An 18,339-nucleotide genomic window follows, 5' to 3' on the forward strand; every position below is an offset into this window, starting at 1 on the left:
TAAAAGGCAAGAGTCCGGTACAATACCGAATTCTTGCCCAGCAGGCTGCCTAATATTTTGTGTCTAACTTTTTGGGTTCAGTTCACGAATCAGTGCTTTTTAATTAGGATAATGTAATTTTGCGTACGTTTATTATCGGATTGTCCCTGTTTGAACCGTCTTCAAATAATATGTGAACCGGACCGTCTTCACGGAGCGGCTGGCCATCTTTTGAAAAAGCCATAATCAATTCACCTGCTTCTTCGATTGTAAACGAATGAACACCCTCAGTGGTTGAAATCATCACTTTCCGGGCATCAGCTTCAGGTTCAGCATTCTGAATAAACGGCTTCATTTTAATACCGAAAGTACCATTCAGTAACTTTTCTTTCTCGTAGCGTTTCTTTGACTTCGATGCGGGCTTCGGAATCTCTGCACCTTCCTTTATTTCTTTCGAAAAATGTTCTGCCACGGCTTTTGAGTACTGCTCAATTTCATCAATTTCTACACGTTCTTCGTCAAAGTAAGTAGTCAAATCTATCTTTCTTTCATCAAAGATCCACACACTCGGATCAATTGTAAGCTGAAATTTGACCCGCCCGGTAATCGGTATGATATCGTTCATTCCTTAATCCCCCTTTATGTCTGTCTCCTGAGTATACATTGGATTTTCAAATGTGTCACATTTGAAAAACACGTGATTTGAACAAGTCACTGCTTGCAATTTCTTCGATAAAACGCTACACTTTAGGTTAAGCAGATATGATGTATCGCATGAAAACTGAATGGATTGGGGGGATCAGTGTGACATCAGAAATGAAGATTGACCATCGTGAAAAAGCCTATGAGCTTTTACGCAAAGATGCCGAAAAAATAGCGCAGCTAATCAAAGTTCAAATGGATAACTTAACGATGCCCCAGTGTCCATTGTATGAAGAGGTATTAGATACGCAAATGTTTGGGTTATCCCGTGAAATAGAATTCGCCGTGAGGCTCGGGCTTGTGGATGAAGCGGATGGAAAGACATTAATAGACTCACTTGAGAAAGAAATGTCGGTGCTCCATGATGCTTTTACCAATAAATAACTAACTCCCGCTCAAACAAACTTTTCAGATTGTTTGAGTTTTTTTATATCAAAAAAAGAGGATTTTACACATTTCCTGTTGAATAAATATACAGATGGGACTGATAAGAATGTCGATCATTCTGAAAAGAATGTTCAGGTCTTACGATTATTCATTGATGGCTGTATACATACTCTTAGGAATTTTCGGGGTAGTCATGGTCTACAGTGCAGGAATGGTGTACGCAGTAGAAATCCTTGACCAGAGCCCTGATTACTTTTATACCAAACAGCTCAGAAATTTAATAATCGGAATCGTAGGCTTCATTGCAATGGCTTTAATTCCATATAAGCTATACCAGGAAGGGTTTATGCTTAAATTAATATTCGGGCTGATGTTTGGACTCCTAATTGCAGTACATATAATCGGATCTGAAGTAAATAATGCGCAAAGCTGGATTATGCTGCCCGGATTCCAGCTGCAGCCTGCTGAATTCGCAAAACTCGGGATGATTGTGTATTTATCAGCAGTCTATGCAAAAAAACAATCCTACATTAACGAGTTTAATAAAGGAGTAATGCCGCCAATCATCATACTGGTATTTGCATGCTTTCTAATTGCAGCTGAGCCTGATTTTGGAACAGCAGCAATTGTGTTTGCAATTGGAATGAGTGTGATTGTGGCTTCAGGTATGAAAGTAAAGAGCATGCTGAAGCTTGCGGCACTGGCTGGTGGAGTAATCAGTTTGTTTTCAGGAATCTTATTCCTGTTTAACAGAAATACATTTCAAAGTATTTTTTCTGAAGAAAGACTTGGAAGAATTGCTGCTTATCAGGATCCTTTTGCACATATCAGTGATAATGGCTGGCAGCTGGTCGGTTCTTATTATGCGATTGGCAACGGAGGATTGTGGGGCAGCGGGCTTGGACAGAGTATTCAGAAGCTCGGATTCCTGCCGGAGCCTCATACAGATTTCATTATGGCGATTATCGCAGAGGAGCTGGGGATTTTCGGTGTAAGCTTTGTACTTTTGGGACTTGCTTATATCGTGCTGAAAGGGATCATGATTGGTCTCAGATGCAGAAATCAATTCGGTAAAATGCTCGCGATCGGAATTGCCAGTATGGTCGGCATTCAGACATTTATTAATCTTGGCGGGATGTCAGGGTTGATTCCAATTACGGGTGTGCCATTGCCATTTATCAGCTACGGCGGATCTTCACTGATTCTTCTCTCACTTTCAATGGGACTGCTTGTGAATGTATCCATGTTTGTGAGATATGAAGAAAAATACTTTGCGAAAGAGAAGCAGAGTGTACCGCAAAAGAAAAATAAAGCATCTTCAATGAATGAGAAAAACACAGCAAGATTATATCGCTAGAAGTTTGACATCATGGAGGAGGATCATTATGAAAAAGATTAACAAAGTATTAGTAGCCAATCGTGGAGAAATTGCAATCCGGGTGTTTCGTGCCTGTACGGAATTAAATATCCGTACAGTCGCTGTATATTCAAAAGAAGACAGTGGTTCGTTCCACCGTTTTAAAGCAGATGAGGCTTATCTTGTAGGTGAAGGAAAAAAGCCGATCGATGCTTACCTTGATATTGAAGGTATTATCGAGATTGCAAAACGTGCAAATGTTGATGCGATTCATCCGGGATATGGTTTCCTTTCAGAAAATATCCGCTTTGCAAAGCGCTGTGAAGAAGAAGGCATTACATTTGTAGGACCGACTTCAGAGCATCTGGATATGTTCGGTGATAAGGTAAAAGCAAGACAGCAGGCGATTAATGCAGGTATTCCGGTAATTCCGGGCAGTGATGGACCTGTTGAAAGTCTTGAAGAAGTAGAAAAGTTTGGAGAGCAGTATGGATTTCCTTTCATTATAAAAGCTTCACTTGGCGGTGGCGGACGCGGTATGAGAATTGTCCGTTCAGCAAGCGATGTTAAAGAGTCCTACAACCGTGCAAAATCTGAAGCAAAAGCAGCTTTTGGTAATGATGAAGTATACGTTGAGAAGTTCATCGAGAATCCAAAACATATTGAAGTTCAGATTTTAGGAGATCACGAAGGTGAAATCATTCACCTGTATGAGCGTGACTGCTCGATTCAGAGAAGACACCAGAAAGTAGTAGAGGTTGCACCGTCTGTGTCACTTCCTGAAGGATTACGTGATGAGATTTGTGATGCAGCAGTAAAGCTTGCCAATAATGTTTCATATGTAAATGCTGGTACAGTGGAATTCCTGGTTGCCAATAACGAATTTTTCTTCATTGAAGTAAACCCGCGTGTACAGGTTGAGCATACGATTACTGAAATGATTACAGGTGTTGATATTGTTCAGTCACAGTTAAAAATTGCAGAAGGTCATACACTGCACAGCCGTGAAATTGGTATTCCAAAGCAGGATGAGATCCAGCTGAATGGATTTGCGATTCAGTCACGTGTAACAACAGAAGATCCACTTAATGGATTCATGCCTGACTCAGGAAGAATTATGGCATACCGTTCTGGCGGAGGATTTGGTGTCCGTCTTGATGCAGGTAACGGCTATCAGGGTGCAGAGATTTCCGCTCACTATGATTCACTTTTAGTAAAGGTGTCAACATGGGCGCTGACTTTTGAACAAGCTGCAGCTAAAATGGTCAGAAATTTACAAGAATTCCGTATTCGAGGAATCAAAACAAACATTCCGTTCCTTGAAAATGTAGTAAAGCATGAGAAGTTTTTAAGCGGGGAGTATGATACTTCGTTTATTGATCATACACCTGAACTTTTCCTTTTCCCTAAGCGAAAAGATAGAGGAACAAAAATGCTGGCTTATATTGGAAACGTCACAGTGAACGGTTTCCCTGGTATTGATAAAGGTGAAAAGCCTGACTTCGGCAAGCCGAGAATTCCGAAAGTCAACCTGCTTGAAGATCCGCCGGCAGGAACGAAGCAGATCCTTGATGAAAGAGGTGCTGATGGACTGAAAGAGTGGGTAAAGGAACAGGATGATGTTCTTGTTACAGATACAACATTCCGTGATGCACACCAGTCACTTCTTGCTACACGTGTCAGAACAGTAGACCTGAAAAATATTGCAGATGCTTCAGCCCGAATGCAAAATGAGCTATTCTCATTTGAAATGTGGGGCGGCGCGACGTTTGATGTGGCATACCGCTTCCTGAAAGAAGATCCATGGATGAGACTGCTGACACTCAGAGAGAAAATTCCAAATGTCATGTTCCAGATGCTTCTTCGCGCATCTAATGCAGTCGGTTATAAGAACTATCCTGATAATGTCATTCAGGAATTTGTTAAGCGTTCTGCTTATGCAGGAATTGACGTCTTCAGAATTTTCGACAGCCTGAACTGGGTTGAAGGTATGGAAACGGCAATTACAGCAGTCCGTGACTCTGGTAAAGTGGCGGAAGCAGCAATCTGTTACACTGGCGACATTCTTGATCCGACTCGTACGAAATATGATACGGATTATTATAAGTCACTTGCAAAAGAGCTTGAAAATCAGGGTGCTCATATTCTGGCGATTAAGGATATGGCAGGCTTACTGAAGCCGGAAGCTGCATATCGACTGATTTCAGAACTGAAGGACACTGTGGATCTTCCAATTCATCTGCACACGCATGATACAAGCGGTAATGGAATCTTCCAATATGCACGTGCGATTGAAGCGGGCGTGGATATTGTAGATACTGCGCTTGGATCAATGAGCGGCCTGACTTCACAGCCAAGTGCAAGCTCACTTGCCTATGCAATGAAGGGTAACACAAGACAGCTGAAACTGGATGTTGATCATTCTGAAACACTTTCTCATTACTGGGAAGATGTACGTAAATACTATGCGCCATTTGAGAGCGGGATGAATTCTCCGCATTCTGAGATATATAAGCATGAAATGCCGGGCGGCCAGTACTCGAACCTTCAACAGCAGGCGAAGGCAGTTGGTCTTGGCGCACGCTGGGAAGAAGTAAAAGAGATGTATGCACGGGTGAACCAGATGTTTGGTGATATCGTCAAAGTAACACCGTCATCTAAAGTTGTAGGGGACATGGCATTATTCATGGTTCAAAACGATCTTGATGAACAGTCAGTCATTGACAAGGGGTATTCAATTGACTTCCCTGATTCAGTCATTGAGCTATTCTCAGGTTACCTTGGACAACCGCATGGCGGCTTCCCGGAAGATCTGCAGAAAGTGATTCTGAAAGGAAAAGAGCCGATTACAGTACGTCCTGGTGAACTGATGGAGCCGGTTGATTTTGAAAAGCTGAAAGAAGAGCTGTTCCATGAACTTGGCAGACCGGTGACAAGCTTTGATGCACTTGCACATGCGCTTTATCCTAAAGTCTTTAAGGAATTCACGGACATGGCCTCACAATTCGGAGATGTATCAGTGATCGACACACCAACCTTCTTCTACGGTATGAAACTGAATGAAGAGATTGAAGTTGAAATTGAAACGGGTAAAACCCTGATTCTGAAGCTGGTTTCTATTGGGGAAGCAAGAGCGGATGGAACAAGAGTACTTTACTTTGATCTGAATGGTCAGCAGCGTGAGATTGTCATTAAAGATGAAAGCATTAAATCAACAGTAGCAGTTAAGCAAAAAGTAGATCCGTCCAACCCTGAGGAACTTGGTGCAACGATGCCGGGTACCGTTATTCAGGTAGTGGTTTCAGTCGGTGATCAGGTTGAAAAGGGTGAACATCTGATTATTACTGAAGCAATGAAGATGGAGACAACTGTCCAGGCGCCATTTGACGGAACAGTTGAAGAAGTCTGTGTGGAGAGCGGAGAATCATTATCTCCGGGAGACCTGATGATCAGACTGAAAAGAGACAACTAAACAAACAAAAAAAGAAAGTTGAGCCGCGGCTCAACTTTCTTTTTTGCTGTTTAATTTGCTTCTTGAGATCAGAAGGATAAAGTAACTCAGTAAACCGAATAAAAGAGAAATAATCAGTGCATGGGATAATGCGATCAGCAGGTTCAGTCTGGTTACTACAACAAGTGCACCTGTGATGACCTGACCCGTAACAAGCGCCAGTGCAATGATCCAGCCGTAATAGACGATCTTCTGATGCTTGTAATTCTTTATCGCGATGATTGCTACATAGATAATCCAGATGAAAATAAATGCAGCTGCCATACGGTGTCCCATCTGAATCCACTGAATGGAGTTCAATGAAAGGTCACCCGGAGAAGCGTTTACACAAAACGGCCAGTCAGGACAGGCCAGACTCGCTTCTGTATGTCTGACAAATGCGCCTGAGTAAACGACTGCAAAAATATAAATCATCAATCCGTAAGTATGGCGTTTTATTCTGCGGTCAATAACCAGCTTATAAGCATCAAACTTCTTGTCGACTTCAAATATGAGCAGTGTCAGAAGCAGAACTGCTGCAAATGAAATCAGCGAAATGCCGAAGTGTGCAGCCAGTATGATATCAGAATGCCCCCAGACAACAGCTCCTGCACCAAGAAGTGCCTGAAGCATTAGAAAGAAGAAAGCAAGAATAGCAAGGAAATTTGTTTCTCTGATATGCCCCATAGCCCGCCATGACCAGATAGACAATGCGAGAACCAGAAATCCGGCGCCGGCAGAAACCACCCTGTGGGAAAGCTCAATAATCGTTTCTATCTCTAACTGATCAGGGATGATCTGTCCATGGCACAGAGGGAATGACTGTCCGCACCCCTGCCCTGAATCTGTTTTGGTTACCAGCGCTCCGCCAAGCAGCACAAGCAGCATGACAAGCGTGGTTACGACCCCTAAAAGTTTTAATCCCTTAGATTGCAAAAGTTTCACCTTCTCATTCAATGATCTTTAGGCTTTGTTTATTCCGGTGTGTATAAATCAATTGGATTTTAACAAAGCTTATTAAAAAAGTACTTTGTACTATTTGAAATACTCGTAATGTCTATTATGGTACAGATTAAACTTCAGGTGTACCTTTTTTGTGTAAAAAACTAATATTGTTCAAGGTGAAAGACAAATAATTTTCACATAGCAAAACTATATAAAAATAATTCATATCAGGTGAGGACGTAAAAGATGTGAAGGAATTGTTACATTTATTTAAATGCATTATTTCAGAAGTTGTCTGAATTTCATTTTAAATATAGAAATCATGTTCGCTATCCTTTATAGTAGATGTAGTATAATGTATTAGCAAGTTTGGAGAGGAGGGGAAAGTGTGTCAAATAGTCGAGTTGTGTCGGCTGTAAAAGAGGCAGATTTTTCTGGAACAACTGCTTGGAAAGATTTCCTCGCTCTGATTAAAATCGGTATTGTGAATTCAAACTTTATTACAGCGTTTACCGGGTTGTGGCTTGCGCTCTATTTTACCGATACTTATTTTTTAGGGTCAATTGATATTATGCTTCTCACATTAATCGGATCATCGTTAGTTGTTGCGGGCTCATGCAGTATCAACAATTACATAGACCGTGATATCGATCCATTAATGGAAAGAACAAAAAATCGTCCAACTGTAACTGGGCGTGTCTCACCTTCAAGAGCGCTTGGCCTTGGTATAGGCTTTGTGATTTTTGGGGAAATCATGCTGTTCATGACAACGCCAATGGCCGGTCTGATCGGATTGTTTGGTGTTTTCAGTTATGTCGTTCTGTATTCAATGTGGACGAAGAGAAAATATGCCAGCAATACAATCGTAGGGAGTATTTCAGGAGCAGTTCCTCCATTAATTGGATGGGCAGCAATTGATCCGGGTCTTGGTGCAATACCACTGGCTTTATTCCTGATTATGTTTGTCTGGCAGCCGCCTCATTTCTATGCAATTGCCATGAGAAGAGTAGAAGAATACCGCGCTGCAGGAGTTCCAATGCTGCCTGTAGTAAAAGGGTTTGCGAGAACGAAGCTGTCAATGCTTCTATGGGTCATTGCCTTGTTCCCGCTGCCATTTTTATTGCCTTCACTTGGTACCGCTTTTATCGTACTCGCAACCGTGCTGAATATTGGCTGGCTTGTGCTTGCGCTTAAAGGCTACAAAACAAAAAATGACCATAAATGGGCAACGATGATGTTTGTCTATTCATTAAATTACCTGACAATTATGTTTACAGGTATGGTCATCCTAACATTCATTTAGGGAATTCTTTCTTTAGAGAAATCCATATAAACAGTCTCCATCAACAAGAATATTCGAATGAAAGAGGGGTTTAACAAAGCTATGAAAAATGGGCTTAAGAAATGGCGTTTTCTGCCGCTTGTAGCGGCAATGGCGTTTATTCTTTCCGGCTGTGGAGAGCCGTTTCTGTCAACGCTTCAGCCTGCGGGTGAAGTAGCACAGAAGCAATTCAACCTGATGATGCTGAGTGTGGCAATCATGGTACTTGTAATTATCGTTGTAGCAATCGTTTATGTTATCGCTGTTACTAAGTTCCGCCGCTCGAAGCTGGGTGAAGACTTTATTCCGAAACAGGTGGAAGGAAGTCACAGACTGGAAGTAATCTGGACTGTTATTCCAATTATCCTTCTTCTTATCCTTGCAGTACCTACTGTTGCATTGACTTTTGAACTTGGTGACCAGTCGGGAATGGAAGCAGAAGATGAAGAAGGAAACAGAGAAGCACTTGTAGTTGATGTGCGTGCAAATCTTTACTGGTGGGAGTTTGCTTATCCTGATCAGGGAATTGTTACTGCACAGGATCTTGTTGTACCAACAGATCAAAACGTTTACTTTAATGTAATCGCTTCTGACGTTAAGCACTCATTCTGGATTCCTGCAGTAGGAGGAAAGATTGATACGAACGTTGACAATATGAACACATTCTACCTGAACTTTGACGGGGAAAAAGCAGAGGAAGCAAATAACCTGTTCTATGGTAAATGTGCTGAGCTTTGTGGTCCTTCTCACGCTTTAATGGACTTTAAAGTACAAACAATGTCTCAGGAGGACTTTGACAGCTGGGTTGCATCCATGCAGGAAGTAGCTGAAGCTGAGCAGGAGTTTGAAAATGAAACAATTGCCCGCGGAGCTGAATTATATAATGATAACCAGCTTGGGTGTATTGGATGTCACGCTGTAGATCCTACACAACAGATTGGAACTTCACGTGGACCTAACATGGCGAACTTCGGTGAACGTTCTTACACTGCCGGTATCCTGGATAATGAGGATTCTGACGAAGTGCGTGAAGAAAATATCAAAAACTGGATCCGTAATTCTGCTGAATTGAAGCCTGGTAATCAAATGCCGGTTTATAACGAAGACGATCTTTCAGATGAGGATCTTGACGCGTTAACTGAATACTTAATGAGCTTAAAGGTTTTCTCTGAATAATTTGATTTTTAAGGGAGGTATACTTAGTGAGTACCGTTGCTGAAAAAAGAGGTTTCTTAGCAGTCCTATGGGACTACCTCACAACGGTCGACCATAAGAAAATCGCGATACTTTATCTGGTTTCCGGCGGATTTTTCTTCCTGGTTGGCGGTATAGAAGCAATGCTGATCCGTATTCAGCTTGCGGTTCCTGATAATGATTTTGTGTCAGCAGGACTATACAATGAATTACTTACCATGCATGGAACAACAATGATTTTCTTAGCAGCCATGCCGCTATTATTTGCTTTTATGAATGCCGTTGTACCATTACAAATTGGTGCACGTGACGTTGCATTTCCTTTTCTGAACTCACTTGGGTTCTGGTTATTCTTCTTCGGTGGAATTTTCCTTAACCTTTCATGGTTCCTTGGGGGAGCACCTGATGCAGGGTGGACTTCATATGCTTCACTATCACTTGCATCACCGGGTCATGGTATTGACTTTTATGTTTTAGGTCTTCAGATATCAGGGGCCGGTACATTGATTGCGGGGATTAACTTCCTTGTAACGATTATTAACATGCGTGCGCCTGGTATGACTTATATGCGTATGCCGCTATTTACATGGTCAACATTCGTTGCATCAGCACTGATTCTGTTTGCATTCCCTCCACTGACTGTGGGACTGTTCCTGATGCTGTTTGACAGAATGTTCGGGGCAAACTTCTTTGATGTAACAATGGGAGGAAACACGATTATCTGGGAGCACTTATTCTGGATCTTCGGTCACCCGGAAGTATACATTCTGATTCTTCCGGCGTTCGGTATTTTCTCTGATATTATTTCTACATTCTCTAAAAAGCGTCTGTTCGGTTATGCTGCGATGGTATTCGCAACAGTACTGATCGGTTTCCTTGGATTCATGGTATGGGCGCACCATATGTTCACAACTGGTCTTGGGCCAACTGCGAACGCAATCTTTGCTGTAGCGACAATGGCGATTGCCGTGCCTACAGGGGTTAAGATCTTTAACTGGCTTCTTACAATGTGGGGAGGAAGTATCCGCTTTACAACGCCAATGCTATACGCAGTAGCGTTCATTCCTTCATTCGTTGCCGGTGGTGTTACAGGGGTTATGCTTGCATCAGCTGCAGCTGACTATCAGTACCACGATTCTTATTTCGTAGTTGCTCACTTCCACTATGTAATTATTGGTGGGGTAGTACTTGGATTACTTGCAGGTACACATTTCTACTGGCCGAAAATGTTCGGTACAATGCTAAATGAAACGCTTGGGAAGATCACATTCTGGTTATTCCTGATTGGTTTCCACGGAACATTCTTTATCCAGCATTTCCTTGGATTAATGGGTATGCCACGTCGTATCTGGAAGTTCCTTCCTGGTCAGGGGCTTGATCTATTCAACATGATCAGTACAATCGGTGCATTCTTCATGGCACTTGGTGTCATTGTACTTCTTTACAATGTTGTGATTACTCAGATCAAAAACGTTCGTGTTGGTAACGACCCTTGGGGAGATGGACGTACGCTTGAATGGGCAATTTCATCACCACCGCCGTACTATAACTTTAAGCAGCTTCCACTTGTACGTGGACTTGATCCGCTTTGGATTGAAAAGATGGAAGGCCGTACTGAAATGACGCCTGCAGAACCGCTTGGTGACATTCATATGCCTAACAACTCGTTCATTCCGTTTGTTATGTCGCTTGGTCTATTCATTGCAGCATTTGGTGCGATGTACCAGATTGACTGGAGAGCTTCTGACGGTGCAGATTACGTATGGTCAATTCCGGTATTAATCATCGGTATGTTAATTACAATCGGTTCTATGGCAGTCCGTTCATTGAAGGATGATCACGGGTACCATATTCATAAAGAAGAACTGATGGATGATCATGATAAAGGGGGTAGGGAGTAATGGATATGAACCAAAAATACACGGCTCGCACGTGGCCTGAATCTCCTGAAAAAACTACCCTTGAAGGTAAAAACAAATTTTTAGGATTCTGGCTCTTCCTTGGTGGAGAAACAGTTTTATTTGCTTCTTTATTTGCAACTTACCTGGCTTTAAAAGATAAAGTTCCGGGTAATGATCATTATCTGGCAGCAGATATGTTTGAGCTTCCACTTGTCTTCATCATGACGATGCTTCTTTTAACATCATCACTGACAAGTGTGTATGCGATGTATCATATGAAAAACCATAACTACCAGAAAATGCAGACATGGTTGCTGATTACAGTACTGCTTGGCCTTGCATTCCTTGGCTTTGAAATTTATGAGTTTAACCATTATGTTCATGAATTTCATCACACATTCACAAGCAGTGCCTTTGGATCAGCATTCTATACACTGGTAGGCTTCCACGGAGCCCACGTTGTAGTCGGGCTTGGATGGTTTACACTTCTGCTTGTTCGTAACGCCAAGCGTGGACTGAACCTTTATAACGCGCCGAAGTTCTTTGTTGCTTCTTTATACTGGCACTTCATCGACGTTGTATGGGTATTCATCTTCACGGTTGTATACTTAATGGGAATGGTGGGATAAACTGATGGCACACGAATCATCTTCAGCGAACCCTAAAGTCAATTATGAATACCGCCGCAGAAAAGCACGCGATGAAATGCGCGGACAGGTAACATCTTTTGCAATGATGATCTTTATGACGTTTATTGCGTTTATCATTGTTATTGCAGACTTTGATAAGTTTTATGCATTTCCAGTACTGCTGGTTCTTGCAGCAGCACAGGTTGTGTTACAGCTTTATTACTTCATGCATATGAGTCACAAGGGACACGGAACAGCAGCGCTATTCCTGTACTCTGGTGCACTGATTGCATTCGTTACAATCCTGACGTTCCTGACGATCGTCTGGTGGTAACAGATGAAGGGCCGGCATATGCCGGCCCTTTTTCTATGAGATCGTTCATGAACTTGTCATCTGGGCGCATTGAAGTAAAGAGTCGAGAGGCTTATAATGAAAGAGATGAGACAGGATTATTTGGAAAGGAAGGTGCCTGATGTCGATTAGTATATTCGGATTCCAGGCTTTATGGAGTCCTTACTTTTTTATCAGCCTGACAGTGTTAACCGTCCTCTTCTTTTTAGCAGCGACGAAATGGAGACATAGAATTCAGGATTCCAGGCCGATCACCAGAAAAGAATCAGCTCTGGTGCTAAGTGCAGTACTTATTATTTATATTATTAAAGGTTCACCCGTCGATGTATGGGGACATATTTTATTTTCTGTTCATATGATTCAAATGGGTATTTTTTATTTATTAATTCCGCCATTATTAATTGCGGGTGTACCGAATTATATGTGGAAAGCACTTTTGAATCTACCGGTGATTAAACCGCTTTTTTCATTCTTTACAAAACCATTGATTGCACTGATTGTATTTAATGGTGCGTTTTCCTTCTATCATATCCCTTTGATTTTCGATACGATCAAAGTTGATATGCTGCTGCATTCAATCGTAACAGGTACCATTTTCATATTTTCATTCTTTATGTGGTGGCCTCTTGTCAACACACTTGAAGGAGAATATAAGTTGAGCGGTGTAAAGAAAATTGGTTATATTTTTGCTGACGGGATTCTTTTAACTCCTGCCTGTGCACTGATTATTTTTGCAAACAATCCAATGTATGAAACGTTTTTCAATGGAGGCGCTTGGCTTGAAGCAATGGCGCTGTGTGTGCCGGCTGGAACGCTTCAAAGCTTACAGGGACTTGGCATTACAGGTCCGGAACTGTTTACAAATATGCAGCCGCTTGAAGATCAGCAGGTAGGCGGCGTGATTATGAAAATCATTCAGGAAATCATCTATGGTGTGATTCTGGCCCAGGTATTCTTTGAATGGTACAGAAAAGAAAAATCTGAAGAAGATGCATTGAATGCATCATTGTATGCTGCAAGAGAACCAAAAACGTTATCATGATGATATAGAAAGAGGACACAGACCATGACATTACCGTTATTACCGACGTTAAGTACTTTTTTTATCGTAGTGAGTGCTGTGCTGGTGGCAATTGGCTGGGCACTTGTCAGAAAAAGAAAAATCGAAGCGCATAAGAAAACGATGTTTGCTGCAGCGATTGCAGCACTGACTTTTTTTATTATTTATATGAGCAGAACGATTTTTGCAGGGAATACTGCATTTGGCGGACCGGATGAAATGAAGATCTATTATACTCTTTTCCTGATCTTTCATATTATTCTTGCCACAACAGGTGCTGTATTCGGACTTGTAACAATCTGGCTCGGCTATAAAAACAGAATCAAGAAACACCGTAAAATCGGTCCTGTCACTTCAGTGATCTGGTTTGCAACCGCTATTACCGGTGTAATGGTTTATCTGCTTCTATACGTACTGTATGAAGGCGGGGAGACGACTTCTGTTATTAAAGCGATTCTTGGAACTTAATCAATAGAATAAGCAAAAAAGCGTGCCAATTACGGCGCGCTTTTTTATATATGCTATCTGACAATTAAAACTTAAAGTCCATTTTAATAATACCTGCTTCTTTAGCTGAATTGAAAATAATCAGGATCAGCGGACCAATAATAAAACCGAGGATACCAAACAGTTTCAACCCGATAAACATCGCGATCAGTGTCGCCAGTGGTGATAGTCCAATATGAGTACCCATTACTTTTGGTTCTACCGTTCTTCTGATGATTAGAAGAATGGCTGCAAGGATCGCCAGTTGAGTACCCTGTTCTATATCACCCGTAATCAGCTGGAAGATTGCCCAGGGAGCTAATACAACAATTGATCCGATAATCGGAATTAAATCAATCAGCCAGATGATGATTGCCATTACAAGTGCAACCTCAGGCGCAATAATATAAAGACCGATTAAAGAACCTGCAAGTATTAATAAACTTACAAGGAATTGTGCTTTTGCAAATCCCCAGATTACTTTTGAAAGTCTTGCAGTCATGAACCGCACTTTTTCAGCAGTCTGCTCTTTCAGGTGTTTGTAGATATTTTTTCTGATCGTCGGCAGATCGAGCATAATGAGGAATAATGCGATCAGGTAAACAAGGAAGCTGACCAGGTAATCAGGAATATTTGTAATCATTCCGGTTACACTTTCAGCATTAATTGAATTAGTGATACTTGTTCTGAAATCATTGATGAAGTTATTAATTTCAGCACTTGTCTGAGTCATTACCTGCTGAGGTACCTGTGCGAATGTGATTGCCATGTCAGTTTCGACTGATTTCCACCAGAGGGCAAGCTCATTTACATAGTCAGGTGTGTTTTCAACAAATTGAATTGCCTGTCCAATCAGTTTTGTAACAGCTATGTACAGGAGAAGTCCGATTGTGCCGAGAAAGAGTATAAATACTGTGCCGACAGAGAGCTTCCTGTTAAATTTTGTTTTATTTTCTATCAGCTTAACAAGCGGATCTAAAATAAGAGCTGTAATGAGAGCGGCAATCAAAGGTACTGAAACGGGTAAAATGAAGTAAATCAGCAATAATGAAATAATGACGACGAGTGTCGTAATTACATTCTTTTTTGTAAATAACTTGTTCAACGCCGGTCCCCTTTCAAATCGTTTGTTAATATAGAGGATAGTGAATCGCCTAAAAGGCGCAGAAAATAAGAGGTTATATATAAAATAAAGAGCCATTATACCATGGCTCCTGACCATTATATGGCGATCTTTGCTAGATCCTCATAAATGGCAATTAAGATTTTTTCACAAGTTTGTACAAGGTGCTCAGGGAATTCTTCGCCTTCACCATATTCAACACCATGTGGATAATAATGTTTGCCAAGTAACGGTGTAAGAAGCTTAACATCAGCATCACTTGCACCGATATCGCCATTTTCAGTGTATCCGAAAATTCGAAGGTAAAAAGTACCTTCACGGATTTCAAACTTTCTGTCGTATGTAACACGTTCCCAGTCCCATTGGCCTGCACGAACCATGCCATGTTCATTCATTACATCTTCTAATGGATCAAATTCAATTAATAGAGATTCTAATCCCGTATTTTCAAAGCGCATTTGAAAATCTCCTCCTGTAAACCAGTTTTAAAAATAAGTCGTCTCATGCTTAATAATAGTCGAAACAGTAAGAAGTTGCAATTATGTCATTCATTAAAATCATGTTTTTTGTGGCGAAAAGATGACAGTTCATATACGGCCAATTGCTATTATTATATCCTGATCATATGTATAATATAGATAATAGATAAAAAGGGGGGACACAGATGAAGGCAATGATCAGAATAGGCGTAGTGATATTAGTCATATTCCTCATTGGCTTTTACAATGGTCCTTCTTTTCAGGAAAATGAAGAGATTGAAAACGAGCCGTTCAGTGTTGATTCCAATGAAAATGCAGAGATTCCTTCATCAGATGGACTGACCAGACCAAAATCCGGTGTCTCTGTCTATATAGGCCAAAATGTGGAACTTCTGATTGAGGAATATGGGAATCCTGAAAGAATGGATCCGGGCAGAAATGGACTGACCTGGTATATTTATAAGGTCGAAAACGGATATATGCAGGCTGCGGTAAAAAATGATGAAGTTAAAGCATTGTTTGTAATGGGAAATGCTTATGACAGTACGCCATATTTCTCAGGCCAGTCTGTTCAGGATATTTATCAATTTACAATGATTAATAGCGAAATCATTGTTGAAGATAATGGTCGGGTTTATCAGCTGGAATTGAGTGAGCAGGATCTTCATACACGATTACTTGTGCAATTTGAGGACATTTATGCCCAGTTAATGATTGATTCTGTATCAAACAACCTGATGGGCGTATATTATCTGGATAAAGAAACATTGCTCGATCAGCAGCCGTATGAAGGTTCAGTAGAAGGTGGCCCGTTAGCAGATCAGGATCAATTAGTATTAGACGAAGTGAATGAAGCAAATGAACGTCAGATGTTTGATATTGTTAATTTTATCAGATCGGCAAATGGATTGGATGAATTAATCTGGGATGATCAGCTGGCGGAAGCGGCAAGAGAGTTAAGCCGGACACGTGAGCAGATGTCGATCGAGTCATCTGGAGAACAGGCGGGTTTATCAGACAGGCTGGAGATCTTAGACAGGGATTACAAGTCAGCTGCTGAAAACACTGCCTCGCAATATTATCTGACACCTGCAGTGGTTCATGGATGGCTGAATTCAGAAAGTCATCGGAGCACGATGCTTGACGATACATTCACCCATACCGGATCCGGCGTGTACGGAAGTTACTTTACACAGGATTTTGTACAATTTGATACGCCGGAGGAAGAGGAAGACGGCTTATCTTTACAGCATGAAGAATAAAGCTTTTAGAAATTCCAGCGAACCAAATTTTAAAGAAGTTGGGACAAAATGATAAAATATTAGATTCTAATTTCTCCTTATTGAAATTATATTTAGTGCAGCGGAGCTTAAGGGGGCGACTCCGGGACGAATAGGGAAGCTGAGACCCCGCAGCCGTAGGCGAGGAGGCTTAGCAACAACCGTCCGGAAAGCGTCCCCCTGAAGCGGAGCGAACCGATTAAAGAGTCAAGGACATATCAAAGTGATGTCCTTGACTCTTTTTATTTACGGTCAATGATAAAGAAAGAACCTGTAGCATGTGCAGCTCTTTTTCCTTCAGCCGTTTCCACCCAGCCCTCAATCACCATGCTTTTGCTCCCATGATGAATAACTTTTGCAAATGCCTGAATTGAGCCCGTGTGAATCGGTGCTGTGTAATGCAGGTTAAGCTGATTTGTAACAGCAGCTTTATCAGGTGGTGAAATTTTATTCGCCAGTACACCCATCGCTGTATCAATTGCTGTAGCAGTAATGCCTCCGTGCATCATGCCTAATGAGTTATAGACGATCGGCGTAACCGGCATGGAAATATTAAGAATTTCCCCATCAAATTGATGCTCCATTGCATACATCGCACTGACATAAGAGGTTGTCAAGCCCTGCCTCTTTGATTCAAAGCCTTTTAAAACCTGTTCTATGATGTTTTTTTCATCATCATTTAACTGATCAATGCTTAGTTGATTGATTGTATTCATGATGTAACCCCCTTTAACCATTCATTTCATTTTACCATAAAATAAAAGATAGTAATGAAGAGGAGGGCGCATATGAGTACACAGCGTTTAGATGAGTTCAAGGTGTATCTGAAAAAACATCCTGAGCTCGTGCAAAAGGTCAGACGACAGGAGCTCACATGGCAGGAATTATATGAGGAGTGGCTGTTGCTTGGGGATGACAAAGGTTCCGGGATTGAATTTGATCAGATTTTTTCCAGTGTGAAGGAAAAGATTCAGCATTTTGATCCGGCACAAATTGAAGAATATTCGAAGCGTCTTCAGTCAGGCCTGGACTTCTTTCAGGAAATGCTGAACCACTTTAACAAGCAAAACGATAAGGAAGACGATATTTTAATGAAACAATGGAAGCAATAAGGGGATTCATTTCATGTATTTCGTGTTATGATAAATGTGGAGGTGCGAATATGTTAGCTACTATGGAAAGAATCCAGCTGCTTGATGCGTCAGATGAATTGTCTGAAGCAATCCTGCACTCAGAAACATTAGATAATTATTACGAGAAGTACCGCACATTAAAATCGTCCAGCACGTCGATGGATAAAATATATAAGTTTAACTCATTAAAGGAACTGTATGAAGAAGTACAGCGTTTTGGCAGATATCACCCTGATTACAGCAGAGTGATGAAGGAAATACGTGAAACAAAGAGAGAGATGGACATGGATCCGAACGTGGCTCAGTTCAGAGTGGCAGAAAATGAATTGCAGCAATTACTTGATGAAGTAAGCTCCCTGATCGGTCATGCTGTTTCTGAAAATGTAAAAATTCCAACCGGCAACCCATTCTTTGATTCCCAGTCCGGTTGCAGCGGAGGCTGCGGCTCTGGCGGGGGCTGCTCGTGCTCGGCATAACAGGAAAAAATTAAAAAATAAAAAACTGACGGAATGCTTATCACA

At 41.4% G+C, this 18,339-nt stretch carries 18 protein-coding genes; 13 read left to right on the forward strand and 5 right to left on the reverse strand.

Features of this window, described 5'->3' with window-relative positions:
* Positions 1 to 103: 103 nt before the first annotated feature.
* On the reverse strand, positions 104 to 604 hold the full coding sequence (locus tag UFB30_RS04725) for a peptidyl-prolyl cis-trans isomerase (RefSeq protein WP_322420544.1): 501 nt from the start codon (positions 602 to 604) through the stop codon (positions 104 to 106).
* A gap of 179 nt (positions 605 to 783) precedes the next feature.
* Here UFB30_RS04725 and UFB30_RS04730 point away from each other — a divergent pair, with 179 nt between their 5' ends.
* The 3 genes from UFB30_RS04730 (at position 784) to pyc (ending at position 5,897) form a co-directional block, all read left to right on the forward strand.
* A complete protein-coding gene (locus UFB30_RS04730; protein ID WP_322420545.1) occupies positions 784 to 1,065 on the forward strand; it encodes an Fpa/YlaN family protein in 282 nt (93 codons plus the stop codon).
* Positions 1,066 to 1,183: 118 nt separating this feature from the next.
* The gene (locus tag UFB30_RS04735; protein WP_435390862.1) at positions 1,184 to 2,425 is read left to right on the forward strand and encodes an FtsW/RodA/SpoVE family cell cycle protein; all 1,242 of its coding nucleotides are present in this window, start codon (positions 1,184 to 1,186) and stop codon (positions 2,423 to 2,425) included.
* A gap of 28 nt (positions 2,426 to 2,453) precedes the next feature.
* Complete coding sequence (pyc, locus tag UFB30_RS04740; protein WP_322420547.1) at positions 2,454 to 5,897, forward strand: pyruvate carboxylase; 3,444 nt, start codon at positions 2,454 to 2,456, stop codon at positions 5,895 to 5,897.
* 30 nt (positions 5,898 to 5,927) lie between these two features.
* Here pyc and UFB30_RS04745 read toward each other — a convergent pair whose 3' ends face one another.
* Positions 5,928 to 6,851: a COX15/CtaA family protein gene (locus UFB30_RS04745; protein ID WP_435390794.1), complete on the reverse strand. Its 924-nt coding sequence runs from the start codon at positions 6,849 to 6,851 to the stop codon at positions 5,928 to 5,930.
* 397 nt (positions 6,852 to 7,248) lie between these two features.
* Between UFB30_RS04745 and cyoE the strand changes: the two genes are divergently transcribed.
* The 7 genes from cyoE to UFB30_RS04780 all read left to right on the forward strand — a co-directional run bounded on the left by cyoE (position 7,249) and on the right by UFB30_RS04780 (position 13,785).
* Positions 7,249 to 8,163, forward strand: coding sequence for a heme o synthase (gene cyoE / locus UFB30_RS04750; protein ID WP_322420548.1), 915 nt, complete (start codon positions 7,249 to 7,251; stop codon positions 8,161 to 8,163).
* A gap of 81 nt (positions 8,164 to 8,244) precedes the next feature.
* The gene (gene coxB, locus UFB30_RS04755; protein ID WP_322420549.1) at positions 8,245 to 9,357 is read left to right on the forward strand and encodes a cytochrome c oxidase subunit II; all 1,113 of its coding nucleotides are present in this window, start codon (positions 8,245 to 8,247) and stop codon (positions 9,355 to 9,357) included.
* 26 nt (positions 9,358 to 9,383) lie between these two features.
* A complete protein-coding gene (gene ctaD / locus UFB30_RS04760) occupies positions 9,384 to 11,276 on the forward strand; it encodes a cytochrome c oxidase subunit I (protein WP_322420550.1) in 1,893 nt (630 codons plus the stop codon).
* A complete protein-coding gene (locus UFB30_RS04765; RefSeq protein WP_322420551.1) occupies positions 11,276 to 11,905 on the forward strand; it encodes a cytochrome (ubi)quinol oxidase subunit III in 630 nt (209 codons plus the stop codon). The genes ctaD and UFB30_RS04765 overlap by 1 nt, the downstream gene beginning before the upstream one ends.
* Positions 11,906 to 11,909: 4 nt before the next feature.
* The gene (ctaF, locus tag UFB30_RS04770; protein ID WP_322420552.1) at positions 11,910 to 12,239 is read left to right on the forward strand and encodes a cytochrome c oxidase subunit IVB; all 330 of its coding nucleotides are present in this window, start codon (positions 11,910 to 11,912) and stop codon (positions 12,237 to 12,239) included.
* A 139-nt stretch (positions 12,240 to 12,378) separates the two neighbouring features.
* Positions 12,379 to 13,299, forward strand: a complete 921-nt coding sequence (gene ctaG / locus UFB30_RS04775; RefSeq protein ID WP_322420553.1) for a cytochrome c oxidase assembly factor CtaG — start codon at positions 12,379 to 12,381, stop codon at positions 13,297 to 13,299.
* A 24-nt stretch (positions 13,300 to 13,323) separates the two neighbouring features.
* On the forward strand, positions 13,324 to 13,785 hold the full coding sequence (locus UFB30_RS04780) for a DUF420 domain-containing protein (protein ID WP_322420554.1): 462 nt from the start codon (positions 13,324 to 13,326) through the stop codon (positions 13,783 to 13,785).
* A gap of 64 nt (positions 13,786 to 13,849) precedes the next feature.
* Here the strand turns inward: UFB30_RS04780 and ytvI are convergent, their stop codons facing one another.
* Complete coding sequence (gene ytvI, locus UFB30_RS04785) at positions 13,850 to 14,908, reverse strand: sporulation integral membrane protein YtvI (protein WP_322420555.1); 1,059 nt, start codon at positions 14,906 to 14,908, stop codon at positions 13,850 to 13,852.
* Positions 14,909 to 15,024: 116 nt separating this feature from the next.
* Positions 15,025 to 15,384 carry a YugN family protein gene (locus UFB30_RS04790; RefSeq protein ID WP_322420556.1) on the reverse strand — a complete coding sequence of 120 codons (360 nt, stop codon included), beginning with the start codon at positions 15,382 to 15,384 and terminating at the stop codon, positions 15,025 to 15,027.
* Between the two features lie 206 nt (positions 15,385 to 15,590).
* Here UFB30_RS04790 and UFB30_RS04795 point away from each other — a divergent pair, with 206 nt between their 5' ends.
* The gene (locus UFB30_RS04795; RefSeq protein WP_322420557.1) at positions 15,591 to 16,667 is read left to right on the forward strand and encodes a CAP domain-containing protein; all 1,077 of its coding nucleotides are present in this window, start codon (positions 15,591 to 15,593) and stop codon (positions 16,665 to 16,667) included.
* Between the two features lie 260 nt (positions 16,668 to 16,927).
* Here the strand turns inward: UFB30_RS04795 and UFB30_RS04800 are convergent, their stop codons facing one another.
* Positions 16,928 to 17,401, reverse strand: a complete 474-nt coding sequence (locus UFB30_RS04800) for a PaaI family thioesterase (protein WP_322420558.1) — start codon at positions 17,399 to 17,401, stop codon at positions 16,928 to 16,930.
* Between the two features lie 72 nt (positions 17,402 to 17,473).
* Here UFB30_RS04800 and ylbD point away from each other — a divergent pair, with 72 nt between their 5' ends.
* Entirely contained in the window at positions 17,474 to 17,797 is a 324-nt protein-coding gene (ylbD, locus tag UFB30_RS04805; protein ID WP_322420559.1) for a spore coat protein YlbD, read from the forward strand.
* Between the two features lie 50 nt (positions 17,798 to 17,847).
* Complete coding sequence (locus tag UFB30_RS04810) at positions 17,848 to 18,294, forward strand: YlbF/YmcA family competence regulator (protein ID WP_322420560.1); 447 nt, start codon at positions 17,848 to 17,850, stop codon at positions 18,292 to 18,294.
* Positions 18,295 to 18,339 lie beyond the last annotated feature (45 nt).

This window comes from Jeotgalibacillus haloalkalitolerans, assembly GCF_034427455.1.
GTDB lineage: Bacteria > Bacillota > Bacilli > Bacillales > Jeotgalibacillaceae > Jeotgalibacillus > Jeotgalibacillus haloalkalitolerans.